The sequence below is a fragment of the Streptomyces sp. NPDC048584 genome (assembly GCF_043199595.1).
GTDB classification, from domain to species: Bacteria; Actinomycetota; Actinomycetes; order Streptomycetales; family Streptomycetaceae; genus Streptomyces; species Streptomyces edwardsiae.
The window spans coordinates 148,818-169,912 of sequence record NZ_JBICWF010000011.1 but is presented as its reverse complement, the minus strand read 5'-3'; the positions used below and the strand labels follow the sequence as shown (position 1 = coordinate 169,912).

The following is a 21,095-nucleotide window of genomic DNA, read 5'->3' as shown; positions in this document are numbered from 1 at the left end:
GCCGCCGACGCGTCCGGAACCGATCGCTCCCGCGCCGTTGACGCCTACGAGCGCGCCCTGTTCGACCAGATGCTCGGCTCCCAGCAGGACCGGGCGGACGCGGAGAAGCCGCTCGTCACCTACTTCATCGGCCTGACACCCGGCCATGGGCGGGACTACACGCCCAAGCAGGGCACGACCTGCTGCGAGAGCACCGGCATGGAGAGCGCCACGAAGTACCAGGACTCGGTGTACTTCGCGGCGGCCGACGCGAGCGCCCCGTACGTCAACCTCGACAGCCCGTCATCCGGGGCCGGACGCCCTGCGGCTGGGGCCATACGGCAACGCGGGCCTCTCCGGCGATCTGCTGCCCTCCCGCACCCCAGTGCCGGGCGGACCCCTGCACTGCACGCTGGACGGCATCGAGCCGGCGCCCTTCGCCGAGGGGACCGAGGACCCCGCCCACGCCTACGTCCGGCGCTCCGAACCGCGTGTGATCTTCGGCATGTCCGACTCCGGAATCGCCAACCCCGCCCGGAGCGACGGCACGACGCTGCTGGACGAGATCTGGGCCAGGGCGCCCTTCCGTGACAAGGGCGCCCTGGTGGTACGGGTGCGGTCGGCTGTGGACGCCTGGGTGTCCGCCGGTCTGCTGGGCCGGGCCGACGGCGACACGGTGGTGAGCACGGCGCGGCGCGCCACCTACGCCGGCTGAGACCGTCCCGGAAAATCTTTCCCGGAACGGTTGATTGACTCGCGCCTCCCGTCCGTACTCCCTGCTGTTGGGCCGTTCATATCCCAGGAGGCACGATGCGCATCTCGCGCAGCACGGCAGGAACCGCGTTCGTGGGCGGAGCCATGATCCTCACCCTCACCGCGCTCGCCTACCCCACCATGCTGGGCGTCCAGAACACATCGAACAAGCAGGACCGGGTGGTGGCCAACACGAACTACGGCCCGCTGACCGAGGCGGACCGCGACTTCGTGGTCAAGGTGCGCGCGGCGGGGCTGTGGGAGCACCCGCTGGGACTGCTGGCACTGGAGCAGGGGACGACCCCGGAGATGAAGGTGGTGGGCGAGCATCTGATCGTGGGCCACGGCCGGCTCGACGCCAGCTGCCGCAGGATCTCCCTGGAGCTCGGCATCACACTGCCGAACCAGGCGTCACCGCAGCAGCAGGGGTTCGTGGAGACGGTGAAGTCCACCACCGGCAAGGAGTTCGACTCCACGGCGGTGAACATCATGCGCGTGACGCACGGGCAGATCTTCCCCGCCATCGCCAACATCCGGGCCAACACCCGGAACACACTGGTGCGGCAGCTCGCCGACCAGGCCAACGACACCGTGCTGGACCACATCACCGTGCTGGAGAAGACGGGGCTGGTCAATCACGAGCAGGTCAACTTCCAGCAGACCAGCCCGCCGAAGATGCCGCGGGAGCAGGTGACGCCGCCGGCACCGCAGGCGGGCGCGCCGGTCCTCGCGCTGGAGATCCCCAAGGGGCTGGAGGACCTCAACACGGTGTCCCCGGCGCCCTCCCCCTCGGAGACGGTCCGCTAGAGACCGGTCAGGACCCGCGGCGGGGCCGGCCGCGCCGCGGGTTCCTCGTCTTCCCGGAGGCCGCACCGCGGCCGGCCCGGCCGGCCGGCTGCTGCCGCCCGGGAGCGCGTTCGGCCTTCTTCTCGGGCTCCTGCCTGCGGCCGCGGGTGCTGTTGACGGTGCGGCCGCGGACGATCCCGATGAAGTCCTCCACCCGGTCCGTCGTCGCCCCCTCGGGCCAGGACAGCGCCACAGCCGACTCGGGAGCCCCGTCGAGCGGCCGGTGGGTGAGGTCCTTGCGGTGGTGCAGTCGGGCGAGCGACAGGGGGACGACGAGCACGCCGATGCCGGCGGCGACGAGCTCGATCGCGTCGGCGGTGGTCGCGGGGCGTTCGAGCGCCGGCCTGCCGGGCAGGCTCTCCCAGGCCAGGACGTCGTCCAGGGGGTGCAGCACGATGTCGTCGGCCAGATCCTCCGGGCTCACCGTGTCGGCCGCCGTGACCAGGTGGTCCTTGGGCACCACGACGACCGTCTGCTCCGTGTAGAGCGGGATCGCGCTGAGGACCGTACGGTCGACGGGCAGCCGTACGAGACCCGCGTCGGCGTCGCCGTCCAGCAGCAGCCCCTGCGCCGTGCCGGCGGGCACCTGCGTGAGGGTCAGCGGGACGTCGGGCAGCCGCTCGTTCCAGACGCGCACCCATTTGCCGGGCATCACGCCGGGTACGTACACGAGCCGGAACGAGGGGGACACTTCCGAGCCTGTCACCTGGCCAGGTTACCGGCCGTGGTCGGCGGCCGTGCACACGCTCGATACCCTGGACGCCATGACGCAGCACCAGAGCACCCAGACGATGAAGCCCGCGACCGCGGCGAAGAAGCTGGGTGTGTACCTCGACGCCACCCCCGCCGACTTCCGGGAGGGTGTCGTCTCACGCGCCGAGCTGAACTCGCTCCAGTCGGACCCGCCGCAGTGGCTGCGGGACCTGCGGCGCGACGGTCCCCACCCCCGCCCCGTGGTCGCGGCGAAGCTGGGCGTGTCCATCGCCGGGCTCGCGCGCGGCGGGGTCACCGAGGCACTCACCACCGAGCAGATCGAGGCACTGAAGGAGCAGCGCCCCGAGTGGCTGGAGCGGGAGCGGGCCACCCAGGCCGAGGTCCGCAAGGAGACGGCCCGCCTGAAGAAGCGCGACGCCGAGCGCGCCGCGCAGGAGGACTGACCCCAAACGCCAGCCCGCGCCACCCTTCCGGTGGATAGAAATATCTACCAGCATGTCGGTACCGCACGCGCCCCGGTGGCGCGGCCGAACGTGCCCGGGGTGGGGGGTCATGCACAGCTCCATGTGGAAGCAAGCCGTCGAATGGCTGGCCGCGGCGGCCACCGACCCGCAGGAGTGCAAGCGCGAGTGGGACCACGGCAAGGGCACGGCGCTGCTCGCGGCGGGCCGGTACTGGGACGTGCTGAGTGTGCCCGACCGGCTCGGGCTGCTCGCCCTCGACATCCTGTGGCGCGATCCCCTCAAGGTGCCGGGGCCCACACTCGTGGACGTCACCGCACGCAGAGTGGGGTTCTTCCTGCCGCCCGACCCGGCCAGCGAGTGGGTCGGGTTCGGGGTGCGGCACGTGGGCCGGGGGTCCTGGGTCGCCGTGCCGCCGCCGTACCGGCCCGCCGGGCGGCTGGAGTGGCTCGTCCCGCCGGACGGCACCGGTGCCCTGCACGCTGCCGGACCGCTCGAACTCGCCCTGCGCAGGGCGACCGGCACGCTGGCCGTGCTGGCGCCGGTCAGTGCGGAGCCCGCGGGGCCGGAGGGCTGGTGACCTCCTCGGAGCCGTCCCCGGTGGCCGGCCTCAGCAGCGGGACGGGGAACGGCACGGCCGGCACCGTAACCGTCGCGCGCTCGCCGGCCGTGGCGGCGGCGAAGGTGGCCCACAGGCCGTCGCGGTGTTCCGGCACGGTGTGTCCCCTGGCCCGCCACTCCTCGACGAGGGCCGTGTAGATCGGCGTATGGCCGCCGTACCCGCTGGTGAGTTCGGCGTACAACCGGCCCGCGGCGTCGTGCCCGAGAAGGCGCCGCGCCGTCTCAGTGCTGTCCATGCCGTTCCAACGCGCCCCCGTGCGCCGGTGGTACGCCGGTGGCCGCGGGTCCGCCGGGTCGGGTGAAGCCGTCACCCGTACGGCCCTGCACGCCGTCCGCAAGGCGCTGGTCTTCGACCGTCGGCCGGGGTTCGCCGGGTACGGGCAGGCCGTCCTCGTTCGCGCCAAGACGCCGTCCGTCGTGGCCGTCGCCACCACGGTCGCCCTCCGCACGGAGCCGGCCGTGCTGTTCTTCCGGCGCCCCTCGGCGGGCGGCCGGTTCGCCGTGCCGACGGGCTCCACCGTCATCGCGCTCACCGGGCTGGGGCTGCTGTGGGCGGCCGGGTTCAGCGCGGTGGGGGTGATGGGGTTCTGGATCAGGACCCGCGGCGAGAACCAGGCGTGACGACCGCCCGGAGTTGACCCTCGACCTTGTCGAGGGAGCAGGGTTCCGGATGTGGAGAGCGAGATGCGCAGCATTGGTGAGATGGCCCGGGAGAGCGGGCTGGGCGTGAGTGCCCTGCGGTTCTACGACCGGGCCGGCGTCCTGGTGCCCGACCGGGTGGACCCGGTCAGCGGCTACCGCTGGTACGCCCCCGGGCAGCTGGACGAGGCCCGGCTCCTCGCCCGGCTGCGGCGGGCCGGGATGCCGCTGGCGGACATCCGGCTGGTGCTGGCCGGCTGGTCCGACACCGATCTCGTACGGCAGCTCCTCGAGGCGCATCTGCGCCGGCTGGAGCAGGGGCTGACCGATGCCCGCGCCGAGTTCTCCGCACTGCGAGCCCTACTCGATCACAGGGAGAACCCCATGACCTCGCTCCGTACCGACACGGCCGTACGGCTGTCCCTCTCCGCCGACGGGCTGGCCGCCGCGCTGGACGCGGTCCGGTTCGCGGCCGGCACCGAGCCGGAGCTGCCCATGCTCGGCGGCGTCCACTTCGACATCGAGGACGGCGCGATGCGCCTGGTGGCCACCGACCGGTACCGGATGGCCGTGGCGCGCACCGCCGCCGACGGGCACGAGGGACCCCGCGTCCAGGTCACGGTGCCGCTGCCGCTCGCAGACGCGATGCGGGCGCTTCTGGAGGGGGAGGGACAGGTCCGGCTCGCCGTGGACGGCGACCGGGTGAGCCTGGAGACCGGGGACCGGCAGACGGCCGGCCGGTGCCTCGGCCACGAATTCCCCGACTACCGGAGGCTGGTCCGCCTCCCGGCCGGGCGGCGCGCCGCGGTGGACGTGCCGGCCTTCCGGGAGGCGGTGCGCACCGGTCCGGTCCGCACGCACGAGGACCCGGTCACCGGGTCCCACGAACTCACCGTGCTGCGGGTACCGGAGGACGGCTCCGTCGCGCTGGCCACAGAGGGTACCGACGGTCCGGATCTCGTCGCCGTCAACCGCGCCTTCCTGCTGGACGCCCTCGCCGCCGGGTCCGACGACCGGCTGGTCCTCGAACTCGGCGACCCGACGGCGCCCCTGGCGATCCGCCGCCCGGACGACGAGCACACGTTCTCGATCCTGATGCCGGTGCGGCTGGAGAACTAGGTCCTCACCGTCACGATCCGCCGGAAGCGCCCTGAGCGCCCGTCAGCGTTCGGGGCGGGTGTCGTCCACCGGTTCCAGCGTCTCCGCGGCCGGCGGCGTGCTCTGGACGGGTACGGTGTCGGCCGCTGCGGCGCGCCGGGCGGTCAGGCGCAGGGCGATCGGCTCGGTGTAGCGGGCGGTGAGCGGACCCAGGACGACCAGGACCAGGACGTACGCCGTGGCCAGCGGGCCGAGGTCGGGTTCGATGCCGGCGGTGACCGCGAGACCCGCGATGACGATGGAGAACTCGCCGCGGGCGACCAGGGTGCCGCCCGCGCGCCAGCGGCCCTTGGGCGAGATCCCGGCCCGGCGGGCGGCCCAGTAGCCCGTGGCGATCTTCGTCAGCGCGGTGAGGACGGCGAGCGCGAGGGCCGGCAGGATCACCGGGGGGATGGACTGCGGGTCGGTGTGCAGTCCGAAGAACACGAAGAACACGGCGGCGAACAGGTCCCGCAGCGGCGCGAGCAGGTTGTGCGCGCCCTCCGCGACCTCGCCGGACAGGGCGATGCCGACGAGGAACGCGCCCACGGCCGCCGAGACCTGCAACTGCTGGGCGAGTCCCGCGACGAGCAGGGTCAGGCCCAGCACCACGAGGAGCAGCTTCTCCGGGTCGTCGCTGGAGACGAACCGGGAGATGACCCGCCCGTAGCGGACGGCGACGAAGAGCACGAGTCCGGCGACGCCGAGCGCGATGGCCAGCGTGACACTGCCCGCGGCGAGGCTGACGCCGGCCAGCAGGGCGGTGATGATCGGCAGATAGACCGCCATGGCGAGGTCCTCGAGCACCAGGATGCTGAGGATGACCGGGGTCTCGCGGTTGCCGAGCCGTCCGAGGTCGCCGAGGACCTTCGCGATGACACCGGAGGAGGAGATCCAGGTGACGCCGGCCAGGACGACGGCGGCGACCGGGCCCCAGCCGAGCAGCAGGGCCAGGGCGGCGCCGGGCAGGGCGTTGAGCGCCATGTCGACGAGGCCGGCCGGGTACTGGGTCTTGAGGTTGGAGACGAGGTCGCTGGCCGTGTACTCCAGGCCGAGCATGAGCAGCAGCAGGATGACGCCGATCTCGGCGCCGATCGCGACGAACTCCTCGCTCGCGCCGAGCGGCAGCAGCCCGCCTTCGCCGAAGGCGAGGCCGGCCAGCAGATAGAGGGGGATCGGGGAGAACTGGAGGCGTCCGGCAAGGCGTCCGAGGAGGCCGAGCCCGAGGATGATGGCGCCGAATTCGATCAGGAAGACTGCGGAAGAGTGCACGCGATCACTCCCGACCGAGGATCTCGGCGGCGGCGTCGATGCCCTCGCGGGTGCCGATCAGGATCAGGGTGTCGCCACCGGCCAGCCGGAAGTCCGGCGCGGGGGACGGGATGGCCTCGGCGCGCCGGAGCACGGCGACGATCGAGGCGCCGGTGTCGGTGCGCATGCGGGTGTCGCCCAGCAGCCGTCCGTTCCAGTGGGAGACGGAGGAGAGTTCGATGCGCTCGGCGACCAGCCCCAGGTCGGTGGTGTGCAGCAGGTTGGGGCTGTGGTGGGCGGGCATGAGCGCGTCGATCAGCGCGGCCGACTCCGCGACGGTCAGACGCATGGAGCGGGCGCAGGCGTCCGGGTCGTCGGAGCGGTAGACGTTGACCGTGCGGGCACCGTCGCGGTGCGCGATCACGGACAGGTGCTCGTGCTCACGCGTGGTGAGGTCGTATTTCACGCCGATGCCCGGCAGCGGCGTGGCGCTCATCCGTGGAGCAGGCACAGCCCGTCCCCTTCCCGGTTTTCTTCCGTTGTCCTGGTGACGGGAGCGCTCCCGGCCGTCCGACGACACGGGTGATCCACCCCCATGACGCCTATCGTGCCATCCCGACATGTGGCCGGAACATGGGTGTTGTCACGGATGGACACGGTCCCCGGCAGCCGCCGAGGATGTGCGGGGATCTGTATCGCCCCAGGTCACAGCCCTGTGTACGTCTCGCGCCGGACGGGTACTCGTAAGTGCCGCCACGGCCGGGGACGGGAGCGAGTGGTGAATGACACGGTGATCGCGGGAGTGGACGGGTCGCCGTCCAGTCTGGCCGCGGTCGATGTCGCGGCCGACGAGGCGCGGCTGCGGGGCGCGCGGCTGCGGATCGTGCACGCGTTCAGCCGCCCGGCCGACCTGGACCCGATGATCCACGGGGTGCTGGCGGGGGCGGAGCGGCGTGCCCACGACCGGGCTCCGGAGCTGGAGATCGCGCGGACCGTGGCGTCCGGCGAGACACTGACGGTGCTGCGGAGCGAGTCGCGGCACGCGGTGCTGACGGTGGTCGGCGGGCGGGGCCGCGGCGGGTTCGGCGATCTGCTGCTGGGCTCGACGGTCGTCCAGCTGGCGGCGCACGGTCACGGGCCCCTGATGGTGGTACGCGGCCGTGCCGATCCCGAAGGACCCGTACTGCTGGCGGTGGACGGCTCACCGGCCGGGGCCGCGGCTGCGCGGTTCGCGTTCGACGAGGCGGCGCTGCGCGGGGCCCCGCTGGTCGCACTGCATGTGTGGAACACATGGAACGAGCCGACGCCGTACGAGGGTCCGGCCGACCCGTTGAACGTGGTGGTGGACATCGACCAGCTCCGCCGGCGGCATCAGCGGCTGCTGGAGGAGGCGGTCGCCCCGTGGCGGGAGGCCCGCCCCGAGGTCGCGGTGGAGCTGCGCCTGGAGCGGGCGCGGGTACGGCACACGCTGCTCGACGCGAGCCGGGAGGCCCAGCTGGTGGTCGCGGGGGCCCGCGGCCACGGCGGCTTCACCGGGATGCTGCTCGGTTCGGTCGGTCAGGCACTGCTGTACCACGCGGACTGCCCGGTCACGGTGGTCCGCGCGTAGACGGTCAGGAGCCCCCGAGGAAGGAGAGGCGTACCTTCCGGTCGGGGTTGTCGCGATTTGTATCGACCAGGCACACCGACTGCCAGGTGCCCAGTTCCAGTCGCCCCGCCAGTACCGGGAGGGTGGCGTGGGGCGGGACGAAGGCGGGCAGGACGTGGTCGCGGCCGTGGCCCGGGCTGCCGTGGCGGTGCTGCCAGCGGTCGTCGGCGGGCAGCAGGGTGTGCAGGGCGGACAGGAGGTCGTCGTCGCTGCCGGCGCCGGTCTCGATGACGGCGATGCCGGCCGTCGCGTGCGGCACGAAAACGTTCAGCAGGCCGTCGCGGCCGGCCGCCGCCTCCCGCAGGAAGGACGCGCATGCGCCGGTGATGTCGACGACCCGCTCCGCGGAGCCGGTGGCGAGGTTCAGGACTCGGGTGGTGAAGGCATCGGACATGTCCCCCATCCTGGCCCACGTGTCCGGCTTCCCGGGGGAACACGGGCGGGAAGATCCACGGCCTCCGCCTGGTTGGTAGAAACGTGAACGATATACGCGAGGTCGAGGTGGTCGTCGTAGGCGCCGGTCAGGCCGGACTGTCGAGCGCCTATCACCTGCGGCGCGCCGGGTTCGAGGCGGACCGTGACTTCGTGGTGCTGGACCACTCCCCCGCCCCCGGCGGCGCCTGGCAGTTCCGGTGGCCCTCACTGACGTACGGCAAGGTGCACGGGATGCACGCGCTGCCCGGTATGGAACTGCGTGACGCCGACCCGGCGCGGGCCTCCTCCGAGGTGATCGGCGAGTACTTCGACCGCTACGAGCGGACGTTCGGCCTGCGGGTGCGGCGCCCGGTGGACGTACGGACGGTGCGCGAGGGGTCCGGCGGACGGCTGCTGGTGGAGACCTCGGAGGGTGACTGGTCGACGCGGGCGCTGATCAACGCCACCGGTACCTGGGACCGGCCCTTCTGGCCGCGCTATCCGGGTCAGGAAACGTTCCGGGGGCGGCAGTTGCACACCTCGCGGTATCCGGGGCCGGAGGCGTTCGCCGGGCAGCGGGTGATCGTGGTGGGCGGTGGTGCGTCGGGCACCCAGCATCTGCTGGAGATCGCACCGTACGCGGCGGCCACCACCTGGGTGACCCGGCGGCCGCCGGTCTTCCGGGAGGGCCCCTTCGACGAGGAGGCGGGGCGGGCGGCCGTGGCGCTCGTGGAGGAGCGGGTACGGCAGGGGCTGCCGCCGCGCAGCGTCGTCTCCGTGACGGGACTGCCGTTGAACGACGCGATCCGGCAGGGCCTGGCGGACGGGGTGCTCGACCGGCGGCCGATGTTCGACCGGATCACGCCCGACGGTGTCGAGTGGGCGGACGGACGACGGGTGGCGGCCGACGTGATCCTGTGGGCGACCGGCTTCCGGCCCTCCGTCGAGCACCTCGCGCCACTGCGGCTGCGGGAGCCGGGCGGCGGGATCCGGGTCGAGGGGACGCGGGCGGTCACCGATCCGCGCATCCATCTGGTCGGCTACGGCCCCTCGGCGAGCACCATCGGCGCCAACCGGGCCGGGCGCGCGGCGGTGCGGGACATCAGGCGGCTGCTGGTGGAGGAACCGGTCGCGGCGTGACGGTGGGCGGGCCGTCTATTCCCTCGGCGGTCCGCTCGTCCTCTTCCGCAGTGCTTCGGACTCGGCGACGTCGCGCTGGTGTTGCGCGTAGTCGGCCGTGAAGCGGGTGTCCCCCGGCTTGACGGTGACGAAGTAGAGCCAGTCGCCCGGCGTCGGGCTGATCGCGGCGCGCACCGCCTCCTCGCCCGGGTTGCCGATCGGGGTCGGGGGCAGCCCCATGCGCCGGTAGGAGTTGTAGGGGCCGTCGACCTCGATGTCGGCGGCCGTGGTGCCCGGCGCCGTACGGCCGAGGGCGTAGCGCACGGTGGAGTCCATCTGGAGCGGCATGCCGCGCTCCAGCCGGTTGAAGATCACCCGGGCCACCTTGCCCATGTCCGCCCGGTCGGCCGTCTCCGCCTGGACGAGGCTGGCGACGGTGACCGCCTGGTAGACGTTCATGGCGTTGCGCTGGGCGCCTGCGGCGATCGGCGCGCCGTTGAACTTCTTGCCGGCGGTGTCGACCATGCGGGAGAGCAGCTTCCGCGGGGTCGGACTCTCCTTCAGCGGATAGGTCGCGGGGAAGAGGTAGCCCTCCGGATTGCCCTCGGCCTCGGCGGGCAGCTTCAGATCCGCCTGGGCGAGGGACTTCTTCGTGGTGCCGGCCGGCAACTCGAGGACCTTGTCGACGGCGGCGTACACCTGGCTCGCCCGCCAGCCCTGCGGGACCACCAGGGCCGTGGGGCGGGACTCGGCGTCGCCGCCCAGGATCAGCAGCGGCACCGCCACGGCGGTGCCGGCCACGAGGGCCCCGAGCGTCGCGAGGGCGAGACGGCCCCGGCGCGTCAGCCGGATCGTGTTCCGTGACGGAGTGTTCGTCTGCATGCGGGCACGGTAACCCGCATACCGCCACAAACCCGGCATATCTTCATTTCGTCGGCTCGAGTTGGGCGTCACGGCGCACCAGGGCGGCGTAGCGCCCGCCACGCTCCAGCAGTTCGTCGTGCGTGCCGCGTTCGACAGCCCGGCCGGAGTCGAGGACCACGATCTGGTCGGCGCCCCGGACGGTGGACAGCCGGTGGGCGATGGTGATCGTGGTGCGGTCGGCCGACAGGGCGTCGATGGCCTGCTGGACGGCCGCCTCGGTCCGGGTGTCCAGGGCGCTGGTGGCCTCGTCGAGCACCAGGACCGGCGGGTCGCGCAGGATGGTCCGCGCGATCGCGAGGCGCTGCTTCTCACCACCGGAGAAGCGGTGGCCGCGCTCTCCGACCACCGTGTCGTACCCGTCGGGCAGGGCGGCGATGTGGTCGTGGATCTGGGCGGCCCGCGCCGCCGCGTGCAGTTCCTCGTCCGTGGCGTCGGGCTTGGCGAAGCGCAGGTTGTCCGCGACCGAGGCGTGGAAGAGGTACGTCTCCTGGGAGACGACGCCCACCGCGCGGGCCAGCGTGTCGAAGTCGAGGTCGCGGACGTCGACGCCGTCGAGGGTGACCCGGCCGTCCGTCACGTCGTACAGCCGGGGCACGAGGTGGCCGAGCGTGGACTTGCCGGCGCCGGTCGGCCCGACCACGGCGAGACTGCCGCCCGGCGGGACGGTGATGCCGATGCCGTCGAGGACGGGACCGCCCTTGCCGTCGTAGCCGAAGGTGACGTCCTCGAAGCGGACCTCGCCCTTGATCCGGTCGAGGTGGACCGGGTCCGCGCGCTCGGTGATGTCGATCGGGAGGTCGAGGTACTCGAAGATGCGCTGGAAGAGCGCGAGCGAGGTCTGGATCTGCACGCCGGTGGACAGCAGGCTCACGGCCGGTCGGAACAGGCCCTGCTGGAGCGAGACGAAGGCGACGATGGTGCCGATGGAGACCTCCGGCCCGCCCGCCCGCAGGGTGATGCCCGCCGTCCAGTAGATGATCGCCGGCATGGCGGCCATGACGATCGTGATGACGGCCATGCGCCAGCGGCCCGCCATGTTCGACCGCACCTCGAGGTCGACCAGGCGCTCGGACTCGTCCGAGAAGGCGCCGGTCAGGGAGTCGGAGCGGCCCATGGTGCGGCCGAGCAGGATGCCGCTGACCGAGAGCGACTCGGTGACCGTGGCGGCCATCGTGGCCATCTGCTTCTGGCGCCGGGTGGTGATCCGCTTGCGTTCGTTGCCGACGCGGCGGCTGATCCAGACGAACACCGGGAGCAGGACCAGCGAGACGACGGTCAGCCGCCAGTCGAGCGCGAGCATCGCGACGACGGTGGCGACCACACTGGTGAGGTTGGAGACCAGGGAGGTCGCCGTGGAGGTGACCGTGGCCTGCATGCCGCCGATGTCGTTGGCGATGCGGGACTGGACCTCGCCGGTGCGGGTGCGGGTGAAGAAGGCGAGCGACATGCGCTGGAGCCGGCCGTAGACGGCGGTGCGCAGGTCGTGCATGACGCGCTGGCCGACGGTCGTCGAGATCAGCGTCTGCAGCACGCCGAAGACGCTGGTGAGGACGGCGCTGAGGATCATGCCGAGGGCGAGCAGGCTGAGCAGCCCGGTGCGGCCCTCGGGGATGGCGACGTCGAGGATCGCCTTCAGCAGGAACGGGGTGGCGACCGAGACCAGTGACGCGGCGCCGACGAGGAGGCCGACGACCGCGAGGCGGCCGCGGTAGGGGTGGAAGAGCCTCAGGATGCGCCGCACCTGCCGGGGCTGTTCCTCGGTGCCGGCAGGCGGGGTCCAGGCGGGTTCGTGATCGGGGTGCATGGTCTCCTTCGGAGGACGGGTGCCCGGGAGCGAGCGGAGCCCAGTTCATTGTTACCTATACTCACAATGAACGTCATCCTGATATTGTTCCCGTATGACCGCTCCCGATCCCGACGGCCTGCTGGCCGAGCAGCTGCTTCGGCTGACCCGCCGGGTTCACCGCATCCAGAAGCGCCACCTGGAGCGGCGCGAACTCGGCATCACCCCTGCCCAGTCGCGGCTGCTGCGTACCCTCGCGCACTACGGCTCGCCGCCGCGGATGGCCGATCTCGCCGAGCGGCTGGAGGTGGTCCCCCGGGCGGTCACCACGCTGGTCGACGGTCTCGAGGCGCACGGGAAGGTGCGACGGGTGCCGGATCCGGCCAATCGGCGGGTGATCCGCATCGAGCTGACCGACGACGGGCGCGCGGCGCTGCGGGAGCTGCGCGCCGCGCGGCGCTCGGCCGCCGAGGAGATCCTGGCGCCGCTGGGAGAGGCGCAGCGCGAGGAGCTGGGCGCCCTGCTGAACACGCTGATCGACGGGCCGGTCCCCGCGCGGTGCGGTGACGGGTCCGCCCGGCCTGTGTGACGGCGCCGCCGGTTCCGTGCGGTCGTGGGGAAAACCGTTTGCCTCCCGGTACGTAGCGGGGTCAACCTGTCACGGTTTGCTGCCTCCGCCGGCGGAGGGCTCTGCCCGCCCCGGCCCGCTTCCCGATTCCACCGCCTCCTGATCCGAGCCACTGGGACGTCATGCAGATCCAAGACCTTCCGTATCCCGACCCGGGGGTGCCCGACGCGCGGTCGGGTCCCCGATTCCTGTGGTGGCTCTTCCGCAACCAGCTGTCCGGGCAGCTCAAGTCGCTGGCCTGGGGCCTGCTGCACTTCGTCTCGGTCGCCTCGCTGCCGTTCTGCGTCGGTGCCGCCGTCCAGGCCGCCGTCGACCGCTCCGGCGGCGGGCTCGCGCTGGCCGGCGGACTGATGGCGCTGGCCTGCGCGGGCAACGCGATCGGCGACACCTTCCTGCACCGCGCCGCCGTCACCAACTGGATCACCGCCGCCGCCCGCGTCCAGCAGCTGCTGGCCCGCAGGGCCGCGACGCTGGGCTCCGCGCTGACCCGGCGGGTCGCCGCCGGTGAGGTCGTGGCGGTCTCCACCGGGGACGTGGAGAAGATCGGCTGGTTCGTGGAGGCCTTGTCCCGGTTCACCGCGGCGGCCGTCACCATCCTGCTGGTCTGCGCCGGCCTGGTCGTCTACGAACCCTCCCTCGGGGTCGTCGTCGCCGTGGGACTGCCGGTGCTGGCGATCGCGGTGCTGCCGCTGCTGCCCCGCGCCACCCGGCGGGCGGACGTGCAACGCGAGAAGGCCGGCCGGGCCACCGAGCTGGCCTCCGACACCGTCGCCGGACTGCGTGTACTGCGCGGCATCGGCGGCGAGGAACTGTTCCTCGACCGCTACCGCCGCGCCTCCCAGGAGGTCCGCCACGCGGCCGTGCGCAGCGCGCGCATGTGGGCCCTGATCGCCGCGATCCAGGTACTGCTGCCGGGGATCCTGCTGATCACGGTCGTCTGGTACGGCGTCCATCTCGCCCGCGAGGGCCGGATCGGCGTCGGTGAACTGGTCACCGTCTACAGCTCGGTCATGGTGCTCACCTATCCGCTGCGGCACTTCGAGGAGATCGCGATGGCGTACTCCTTCTCGCGCCCCTCGGCCAAACGGGCCGCGCGCGTGCTGTCGCTGGAACGGGCCACCGACACCGGGGGATCCCGCGCCGCCGGGGCTCCGTCCGGGGACCTGCGCGACCCGGCGACGGGGCTGCTCGCCCCCTCGGGCCGACTCACCGCCGTGGTGTGCGGGGACCCGGACGCGGCGGGGCGGCTGGCCGAACGGCTCGGCGGACATCCCTCCGAACCGGGCACACCGGTGCTGCTCGGCGGCGTGCCGCTCGACGAACTGCCCCTGGACTCGGCCCGCGGGGCCGTCCTCGTCCAGGACAAGGACCCGGTGCTGCTCTCCGGCACCCTGCGCGAACTGCTCGACGTGCCGGCGTCCGGTGCCGTCGACCCGCGCGACGCGCTGGACGCCGCGCAGTGCGGGGACGTACTGGCGGCGCTGGTGCAGGGCTCGGTGGACGCCGACGATCCGATGGACGCGCGGATCACCGAGCGCGGGCGGTCCCTGTCCGGCGGACAGCGCCAGCGGCTCGCGCTGGCCCGGTCGCTGGTCACGGACCCGGAGGTGCTCGTGCTGGACGAGCCGACCTCGGCCGTCGACTCGCACACCGAGGCCCGCATCGCCCAGGGCCTGCGTGAGCTGCGGGCGGGGCGCACCACCGTGGTGTTCACCTCCTCCCCGCTGCTGCTGGACCGCGCCGACGGGGTGGTGTTCCTGCACGGCGGCAGCGTCGCGGCCGTCGGCATCCACCGCGATCTGGTGCGCACCGAGCCCCGGTACCGGGCCGTGGTGACGCGCGAGACCGAGGACGAGACCGCGCCGCTCGACGTGCTGGACAAGGACGAGGTCCTGCACCGGCTGGAGCGGCTGGAAGAGCTCGAAGAGATCGAGGAGACAGCATGATCGGCGTGGCGCCACCGGCGTACGACCCGGCGGCCCCCACCGCGGCCAGCACGCTGCCCGTGGGCGCGCCCGCGACCGTCCGCGCCTACGTGGCGGAGCTGCTGCGCAGACACCGCCGGGCCTTCCTGCTGCTGATCACCGTGAACACCATCGCCGTGATCGCCTCGATGACCGGCCCGTATCTGCTGGGCGGCCTGGTGGAACGGGTCGCGGACCGGGAGCGGGAGCTGCATCTGGGGCTCACGGTCACCCTGTTCGTGTTCGCGCTGGCCGTCCAGGCGGCGTTCGTACGGCAGGTCCGGCTGCGCGGGGCGATGCTCGGCGAGCGGATGCTGGCCGATCTGCGCGAGGACTTCCTGGTGCGGTCGGTCGGGCTGCCGCCGGGCGTGCTGGAACGGGCCGGCACGGGTGATCTGCTGTCTCGGATCACCACCGACATCGACCGGCTCGGCAACGCCATGCGCGAGGCCGTGCCCCAGCTCGCCATCGGCGTGGTGTGGGCGGCACTGCTGCTGGGCGGTCTCGTCGTCACGGCGCCGGTGCTGGCTCCGGCCGTGCTGGTCGCCGTGCCGCTGCTGGTGGTCGCCTGCCGCTGGTACTTCCGGCGGGCGCCGGCCGGCTACCGCTCGGAGGCCGCCGGGTACGCCGCGGTGGCCGCCTCGCTCGCCGAGACCGTGGACGCGGGGCGGACCGTGGAGGCGCACCGCCTCGGGGAGCGGCGCATCGCGCTGTCCGACCGGCGGGTCGCGGAGTGGACGGCGTGGGAGCGCTACACCCTCTGGCTGCGGTCGGTGCTCGTCCCCGCGATCAACATCACCCATGTGACCGTGCTCGGCTCGGTGCTCATGATCGGCGGGGTGTTCGTGCTGCACGGCTGGATCGGTGTCGGCCAGCTGACGACGGGCGCGTTGATCGCGCAGATGCTCGTCGATCCGGTGGGGCTGATCCTGCGCTGGTACGACGAGCTGCAGGTGGCACAGGTGTCGCTGGCCCGGCTGGTCGGGGTGCGGGACATCGAGCCCGACGCCGGTGACGCCGGTCTCGCCCCCGACGGGCGCCGGGTGCACGCCGACCGGGTGCACTTCGGCTACCGGGAGGGCGTGGACGTCCTGCGCGAGGTGTCCCTCGAGGTCGCCCCCGGGACCAGGCTGGCGCTGGTCGGCCCCTCGGGCGCGGGCAAGTCGACGCTGGGCCGGCTGCTCGCCGGGATCTACGCGCCCCGGGACGGCCGGGTCACCCTCGGCGACGCCGAGCTGTCCCGGATGACGGCGGAACGGGTCCGGGAGCATGTGGCGCTGGTCAACCAGGAGCATCACGTCTTCGTGGGCTCCCTGCGCGACAATCTGCGGCTCGCCAGGACGGAGGCGGTGGACGCCGAACTGTGGGCGGCGCTGGGCGCGGTCGACGCGGACGGCTGGGCCCGCGCCCTCGGGGAGGGTCTGGACACCGAGGTCGGCTCGGGCGGGTTCGCGCTCACTCCGGCCCAGGCCCAGCAGATCGCGCTGGCCCGGCTGGTGCTGGCCGACCCGCACACGCTGGTCCTGGACGAGGCGACATCGCTGCTCGACCCGCGCGCGGCACGTCACCTGGAACGCTCGCTGGCCCGTGTCCTGGACGGCAGGACTGTCGTCGCCATCGCCCACCGTCTGCACACCGCCCACGACGCGGACGTCATCGCCGTCGTGGAGAACGGCCGCATCAGCGAACTCGGCAGCCACGACGACCTGGTCGCGGCGAACGGCGCGTACGCGTCCCTGTGGCGCTCCTGGCACGGCTGAGCGGTGCCGTTTCCCTTCGCCGGCCGCAGTTGCGGGCGAGTGCGGCGGGCCGCGTCGCGTGTGGCGTTGCGGGGTGGGGAGGTCCGGTGGAAGGGTGGAGTCAGGCATCGGTTCGGGGGCCTGGGGCCCGGAAGGGGTACCGGGGGCGCCGGTGTGCCGCACGGACGGCCCGGTGCGGGCCGCGGCGGGAACGGGCCCGCCGCCACTCTCTGGAGGTACCCGTGAACAGCGCCGACGGTTGGGGAGACGACGTCTACCAGCCCGACGCGTCCGAGGTTCAGGACGACGCCGGACTGCTGGACGCCGAGGACACCCTGGAGAACGACGGCGTCGCCGACCCCCTCGACCGGGGCTGGTCCCCTCCTGAGCGGCCCTGGGCCGTGGAGCACTACGGCGTGACGGCGGCGGAGCGTCAGGAGGGCGAGACGCTGGACCAGCGGCTCGCCGAGGAGCTGCCCGACCCCGCCGCCTTCGACGACGACGGCATCGGTGATTCCTCCGGCACCGACGGGGAACCCCTGGACAACGAGGTCGGCGGCACACGTTCCGGCCGTCTGGTGGCCCCCGACGAAGGGGCGCACGAGGACGAGGAGGAGGCCCTGGTCGCCATGGACGTCGGCATCGACGGCGCGGCCGCCTCCGCCGAGGAGGCCGCCGTGCATGTCGTCGACGAGGACAACCTGCCGGGCTGACCCCGAGGAGCATTCATGCAGCAGGACAAGCACCCCGACTACCACCCGGTGGTCTTCCGGGACCGTGCCGCCGGTTACGCCTTCCTCACCCGGTCCACCGCGACCAGCGAGCAGACCATCGAGTGGGACGACGGCGAGACGTACCCGGTGGTCGAGGTGGAGATCTCCTCGGAGAGCCACCCCTTCTACACGGGCCGGGCCCGGACCGTGGACACGGAGGGCCGGGTCGCCCGCTTCGAGCGCCGGTACGGCGGTGAGGGCGCCGGCTGAGTCGGTGTCCCGCCCGGGACTCAGATCACGTTGAGCGCGGCGGCGCAGCCTATCCCGCCGAGGACCATGAACACGGGCATCAGCACCTTCAGTTCGACCCAGCTGCCGGCCCGGAAGCGCATCGCCTTCGGCGGGCCGATCGGGTACCAGCGCTTGCGGCCGACCGGTATCGGCCACAGGATCGGGCAGCCGGAGACGGTCAGCGCGTCCCCGATGTCGTGCACCAGGGCGCCCAGCACGATCGGCAGCCCCAGCCACAGGTACTCCTGGCCGGGCTCGGTGAACAGCCAGTCGGAGCCGTTGCCCGGCTGGTCCAGGATGCCGGCGAGGATCCAGGCGCTGGTCGCCGCCAGCAGCCACACCAGGACGTCGCTGCTGGAGCCTCGCGTCGCCCGCCACAGCAGGCCCTCGATGGCCAGCACCATGTGCACGAAGAGGATGGCCAGCACCGCCCAGCGCCCGCCCGCGATGGCCAGGGCGGCGGTGCCGGTACCGATCAGGACCGCCCACAGCCAGGTGTGCGTGAGCGTGCGGTGGCCGCCGGAGCGGCGGGGGTCGCCGGGCTTCCTGGTGGACTTGTAGACCGCGTAGGACAGTTTGTCGACGATCTCGCACAGCCAGCGGGACAGAGGTCCGAAGGCCCGCGAGATGGTGGCCGCCTTGTGGTCCAGATCCGGGGCGAGCGCGGCCCCGGCGCAGATCAGGGCACCGACCAGGAGCACCGGCCAGGGCATGGCGTGTCCGGCGGCGGCCGTCGCCGCGCCGACGCCCAGCCAGGCCGCCGCGCCCGACAGTGAGTGTGCTGGTCCCATCATTGCTGCTGCCCGCCCCATTTCTCGTTCGCCGCTGGCCGGTTGGCCCGGTGCGTTGCCGCCCCGCCGGCGACACAGCGTAGCGTTCGCGATCTTCGTGCCCGCAGCCGATTCCCCTCTCGGGCCGGCGGGCAGGCAAGATGGGGGCGTGACCCTCATCGATCAGCTGCCGCCGACCGCCGACCCCGATGCCCTCTACGAAGCCTTCGAGTCGTGGGCGCGGGAGCGCGGTCTCACGCTCTACCCCCATCAGGAGGAGGCGCTGATCGAGGTGGTCTCGGGGGCGAACGTGATCGTGTCGACGCCCACGGGCTCCGGCAAGAGCATGATCGCGGCGGCGGCCCACTTCGCCGCCCTGGCGCGCGACGAGGTCACCTTCTACACGGCGCCCATCAAAGCGCTGGTGTCGGAGAAGTTCTTCGAACTGTGCAAGATCTTCGGCACGGAGAACGTCGGCATGCTCACCGGCGACGCGTCCGTCAACGCCGACGCCCCGGTGATCTGCTGCACCGCCGAGGTGCTGGCGTCCATCGCGCTGCGCGACGGCAAGAACGCCGACGTGGGCCAGGTGGTGATGGACGAGTTCCACTTCTACGCGGAGGGGGACCGCGGCTGGGCCTGGCAGATCCCGCTGCTGGAGCTGCCGCAGGCGCAGTTCGTGCTGATGTCGGCGACGCTCGGCGACGTCTCCTTCTTCGAGAAGGACCTCACCCGCCGCACCAACCGCCCGACGGCGGTGGTCCGCTCGGCGACGCGGCCCGTCCCCCTCTCCTACGAATACCGGTACACACCGCTCACCGAGACGCTCACGGATCTGCTCGAGGCCCGGCAGGCGCCGGTCTACATCGTGCACTTCACGCAGGCGCAGGCGGTGGAGCGGGCGCAGGCGCTGATGAGCATCAACATGTGCACGCGTGAGGAGAAGGACCGGATCGCCGAACTGATCGGCAACTTCCGCTTCACCACCAAGTTCGGCCGCAATCTGTCCCGTTACGTCCGGCACGGCATCGGGGTGCATCACGCCGGCATGCTGCCCAAGTACCGGCGGCTGGTGGAGAAGCTCGCGCAGGCCGGCCTGCTGAAGGTCATCTGCGGCACGGACACGCTCGGCGTGGGTGTCAACGTCCCCATCCGGACCGTGCTGTTCACCGCGCTGACCAAGTACGACGGCACCCGCGTGCGCACGCTGCGGGCCCGCGAGTTCCACCAGATCGCGGGCCGCGCCGGGCGGGCCGGCTTCGACACCGAGGGCTTCGTGGTGGCGCAGGCGCCGGAGCACGTGGTCGAGAACGAGAAAGCGCTGGCGAAGGCCGGCGACGACCCGAAGAAGCGCCGCAAGGTGGTGCGCAAGAAGGCGCCCGAGGGCTTCGTCGCCTGGAGCGAGCAGACCTTCGAGAAGCTCATCGGCTCCGAGCCGGAACCGCTGACCTCCCGCTTCCGGGTCACGCACACGATGCTGCTGTCGGTGATCGCGCGTCCCGGCGACGCCTTCGAGGCGATGCGGCGGCTGCTGGAGGACAACCACGAGCCCCGCAGGCAGCAGCTCCGGCACATCCGGCGGGCGATCGCCATCTACCGCTCGCTGCTGGACGGCGGCATCGTCGAGAAGCTCGACCGGCCGGACGCGGAGGGCCGCATCGTGCGTCTCACCGTGGACCTGCAGCAGGACTTCGCGCTGAACCAGCCGCTGTCCACGTTCGCGCTGGCCGCGTTCGAGCTGCTGGACCCGGAATCGCCGTCGTACGCGCTGGACATGGTGTCCGTCGTGGAGTCCACGCTGGACGATCCGCGCCAGATCCTCGCCGCCCAGCAGAACAAGGCGCGCGGTGAGGCGGTCGCCGCGATGAAGGCCGACGGGGTCGAGTACGAGGAGCGCATGGAGCGCCTCCAGGACATCACCTACCCGAAACCGCTGGAGGAGCAGCTCTTCCACGCGTACAACACCTACCGCACGAGCCACCCCTGGGTCGGTGACCATCCGCTGTCGCCGAAGTCCGTGATCCGGGACATGTACGAGCGGGCGCTGACGTTCACCGAGCTGGTGTCCCACTACGAGCTGGCCCGTACCGAGGGCATCGTGCTGCGCTACCTCGCGAGCGCCTACAAGGCGCTGGAGCACACCGTCCCGGACGATCTGAAGTCGGAGGATTTGGAGGACCTGATCGCCTGGCTGGGCGAGACCGTGCGCCAGGTCGACTCCAGTCTGCTGGACGAGTGGGAGCAGCTGGCCAACCCGGAGGAGATGACCGCCGAGGAGGCGCAGGAGAAGGCCGACCAGGTCAAGCCGGTCACGGCCAACGCGCGCGCCTTCCGCGTCCTGGTCCGCAACGCCATGTTCCGCCGGGTCGAGCTCGCCGCCCTGGACCAGGTGAGCGAGCTGGGCGAGCTGGACTCCGAGGGCGGCTGGGACGCGGACGCCTGGGGCGAGGCGATGGACAAGTACTGGGACGAGTACGAGGAGCTCGGCACCGGTCCGGACGCCCGCGGGCCGAAGCTGCTGCTGATCGAGGAGCAGCCGGAGAACGGGCTGTGGCGGGTCCGGCAGATCTTCGACGACCCCGGCGGCGACCACGACTGGGGCATCAGCGCCGAGGTGGACCTCACCGCCTCCGACGCGGAGGGCCGCGCTGTCGTCCGGGTCACCGACGTCGGCCAGTTGTGAGCACAGGAGCATCTCACC

At 72.4% G+C, this 21,095-nt stretch carries 21 protein-coding genes and 1 pseudogene; 14 read left to right on the top strand and 8 right to left on the bottom strand.

Annotated features, from left to right (window positions below):
- Positions 1-36: 36 nt before the first annotated feature.
- Together ACGFR9_RS24435 and ACGFR9_RS24430 are read left to right on the top strand one after the other, a co-directional pair.
- Positions 37-694: pseudogene (locus ACGFR9_RS24435) on the top strand (beta-L-arabinofuranosidase domain-containing protein); the annotation flags it as partial.
- A 95-nt stretch (positions 695-789) separates the two neighbouring features.
- Positions 790-1,539, top strand: a complete 750-nt coding sequence (locus tag ACGFR9_RS24430) for a DUF4142 domain-containing protein (protein ID WP_393212126.1) — start codon at positions 790-792, stop codon at positions 1,537-1,539.
- Positions 1,540-1,546: 7 nt separating this feature from the next.
- Here the strand turns inward: ACGFR9_RS24430 and ACGFR9_RS24425 are convergent, their stop codons facing one another.
- Positions 1,547-2,284: a LysR family transcriptional regulator substrate-binding protein gene (locus ACGFR9_RS24425; RefSeq protein WP_393212124.1), complete on the bottom strand. Its 738-nt coding sequence runs from the start codon at positions 2,282-2,284 to the stop codon at positions 1,547-1,549.
- Between the two features lie 58 nt (positions 2,285-2,342).
- Here ACGFR9_RS24425 and ACGFR9_RS24420 point away from each other — a divergent pair, with 58 nt between their 5' ends.
- Together ACGFR9_RS24420 and ACGFR9_RS24415 are read left to right on the top strand one after the other, a co-directional pair.
- Positions 2,343-2,735, top strand: a complete 393-nt coding sequence (locus tag ACGFR9_RS24420) for a DUF5997 family protein (RefSeq protein WP_393212122.1) — start codon at positions 2,343-2,345, stop codon at positions 2,733-2,735.
- A 109-nt stretch (positions 2,736-2,844) separates the two neighbouring features.
- Entirely contained in the window at positions 2,845-3,333 is a 489-nt protein-coding gene (locus ACGFR9_RS24415) for a hypothetical protein (RefSeq protein WP_393212120.1), read from the top strand.
- Here the strand turns inward: ACGFR9_RS24415 and ACGFR9_RS24410 are convergent.
- Positions 3,299-3,610 carry a hypothetical protein gene (locus tag ACGFR9_RS24410; RefSeq protein WP_393212118.1) on the bottom strand — a complete coding sequence of 104 codons (312 nt, stop codon included), beginning with the start codon at positions 3,608-3,610 and terminating at the stop codon, positions 3,299-3,301. The genes ACGFR9_RS24415 and ACGFR9_RS24410 overlap by 35 nt on opposite strands.
- Here ACGFR9_RS24410 and ACGFR9_RS24405 point away from each other — a divergent pair.
- Together ACGFR9_RS24405 and ACGFR9_RS24400 are read left to right on the top strand one after the other, a co-directional pair.
- Positions 3,609-3,995, top strand: a complete 387-nt coding sequence (locus tag ACGFR9_RS24405; protein ID WP_393212116.1) for a hypothetical protein — start codon at positions 3,609-3,611, stop codon at positions 3,993-3,995. The two genes, ACGFR9_RS24410 and ACGFR9_RS24405, sit on opposite strands and share 2 nt — an antisense overlap.
- Positions 3,996-4,058: 63 nt before the next feature.
- On the top strand, positions 4,059-5,132 hold the full coding sequence (locus ACGFR9_RS24400; protein WP_393212114.1) for a MerR family transcriptional regulator: 1,074 nt from the start codon (positions 4,059-4,061) through the stop codon (positions 5,130-5,132).
- A gap of 42 nt (positions 5,133-5,174) precedes the next feature.
- Here the strand turns inward: ACGFR9_RS24400 and ACGFR9_RS24395 are convergent, their stop codons facing one another.
- A complete protein-coding gene (locus ACGFR9_RS24395; protein WP_393212112.1) occupies positions 5,175-6,422 on the bottom strand; it encodes a cation:proton antiporter in 1,248 nt (415 codons plus the stop codon).
- Between the two features lie 4 nt (positions 6,423-6,426).
- Positions 6,427-6,897 carry a cation:proton antiporter regulatory subunit gene (locus tag ACGFR9_RS24390; RefSeq protein ID WP_030214560.1) on the bottom strand — a complete coding sequence of 157 codons (471 nt, stop codon included), beginning with the start codon at positions 6,895-6,897 and terminating at the stop codon, positions 6,427-6,429.
- A gap of 282 nt (positions 6,898-7,179) precedes the next feature.
- Here ACGFR9_RS24390 and ACGFR9_RS24385 point away from each other — a divergent pair, with 282 nt between their 5' ends.
- Positions 7,180-8,010 carry a universal stress protein gene (locus ACGFR9_RS24385; protein ID WP_393212110.1) on the top strand — a complete coding sequence of 277 codons (831 nt, stop codon included), beginning with the start codon at positions 7,180-7,182 and terminating at the stop codon, positions 8,008-8,010.
- Positions 8,011-8,014: 4 nt separating this feature from the next.
- Here the strand turns inward: ACGFR9_RS24385 and ACGFR9_RS24380 are convergent, their stop codons facing one another.
- On the bottom strand, positions 8,015-8,443 hold the full coding sequence (locus ACGFR9_RS24380; RefSeq protein ID WP_393212108.1) for a YjbQ family protein: 429 nt from the start codon (positions 8,441-8,443) through the stop codon (positions 8,015-8,017).
- 83 nt (positions 8,444-8,526) lie between these two features.
- Here ACGFR9_RS24380 and ACGFR9_RS24375 point away from each other — a divergent pair, with 83 nt between their 5' ends.
- The gene (locus tag ACGFR9_RS24375) at positions 8,527-9,603 is read left to right on the top strand and encodes an NAD(P)-binding domain-containing protein (protein ID WP_393212106.1); all 1,077 of its coding nucleotides are present in this window, start codon (positions 8,527-8,529) and stop codon (positions 9,601-9,603) included.
- Between the two features lie 15 nt (positions 9,604-9,618).
- Here the strand turns inward: ACGFR9_RS24375 and mltG are convergent, their stop codons facing one another.
- Both mltG and ACGFR9_RS24365 read right to left on the bottom strand, forming a co-directional pair.
- A complete protein-coding gene (mltG, locus tag ACGFR9_RS24370) occupies positions 9,619-10,464 on the bottom strand; it encodes an endolytic transglycosylase MltG (protein WP_393212104.1) in 846 nt (281 codons plus the stop codon).
- A gap of 43 nt (positions 10,465-10,507) precedes the next feature.
- Complete coding sequence (locus ACGFR9_RS24365) at positions 10,508-12,310, bottom strand: ABC transporter ATP-binding protein (protein ID WP_393212102.1); 1,803 nt, start codon at positions 12,308-12,310, stop codon at positions 10,508-10,510.
- Positions 12,311-12,404: 94 nt separating this feature from the next.
- Here ACGFR9_RS24365 and ACGFR9_RS24360 point away from each other — a divergent pair, with 94 nt between their 5' ends.
- From ACGFR9_RS24360 to ACGFR9_RS24340, 5 genes are all read left to right on the top strand, one after another.
- On the top strand, positions 12,405-12,878 hold the full coding sequence (locus ACGFR9_RS24360; RefSeq protein WP_393212100.1) for a MarR family winged helix-turn-helix transcriptional regulator: 474 nt from the start codon (positions 12,405-12,407) through the stop codon (positions 12,876-12,878).
- Positions 12,879-13,039: 161 nt separating this feature from the next.
- Positions 13,040-14,863, top strand: a complete 1,824-nt coding sequence (locus tag ACGFR9_RS24355) for an ABC transporter ATP-binding protein (protein WP_393212098.1) — start codon at positions 13,040-13,042, stop codon at positions 14,861-14,863.
- Positions 14,860-16,641: an ABC transporter ATP-binding protein gene (locus ACGFR9_RS24350; RefSeq protein ID WP_393212096.1), complete on the top strand. Its 1,782-nt coding sequence runs from the start codon at positions 14,860-14,862 to the stop codon at positions 16,639-16,641. The genes ACGFR9_RS24355 and ACGFR9_RS24350 overlap by 4 nt, the downstream gene beginning before the upstream one ends.
- Positions 16,642-16,862: 221 nt before the next feature.
- A complete protein-coding gene (locus tag ACGFR9_RS24345; RefSeq protein ID WP_393212094.1) occupies positions 16,863-17,333 on the top strand; it encodes a DUF5709 domain-containing protein in 471 nt (156 codons plus the stop codon).
- Positions 17,334-17,348: 15 nt separating this feature from the next.
- A complete protein-coding gene (locus ACGFR9_RS24340; protein WP_393212092.1) occupies positions 17,349-17,603 on the top strand; it encodes a type B 50S ribosomal protein L31 in 255 nt (84 codons plus the stop codon).
- Between the two features lie 20 nt (positions 17,604-17,623).
- Here ACGFR9_RS24340 and ACGFR9_RS24335 read toward each other — a convergent pair whose 3' ends face one another.
- Positions 17,624-18,418: a metal-dependent hydrolase gene (locus tag ACGFR9_RS24335; RefSeq protein WP_393212090.1), complete on the bottom strand. Its 795-nt coding sequence runs from the start codon at positions 18,416-18,418 to the stop codon at positions 17,624-17,626.
- 145 nt (positions 18,419-18,563) lie between these two features.
- Here ACGFR9_RS24335 and ACGFR9_RS24330 point away from each other — a divergent pair, with 145 nt between their 5' ends.
- Positions 18,564-21,077, top strand: coding sequence for a DEAD/DEAH box helicase (locus ACGFR9_RS24330; RefSeq protein ID WP_393212088.1), 2,514 nt, complete (start codon positions 18,564-18,566; stop codon positions 21,075-21,077).
- Positions 21,078-21,095 lie beyond the last annotated feature (18 nt).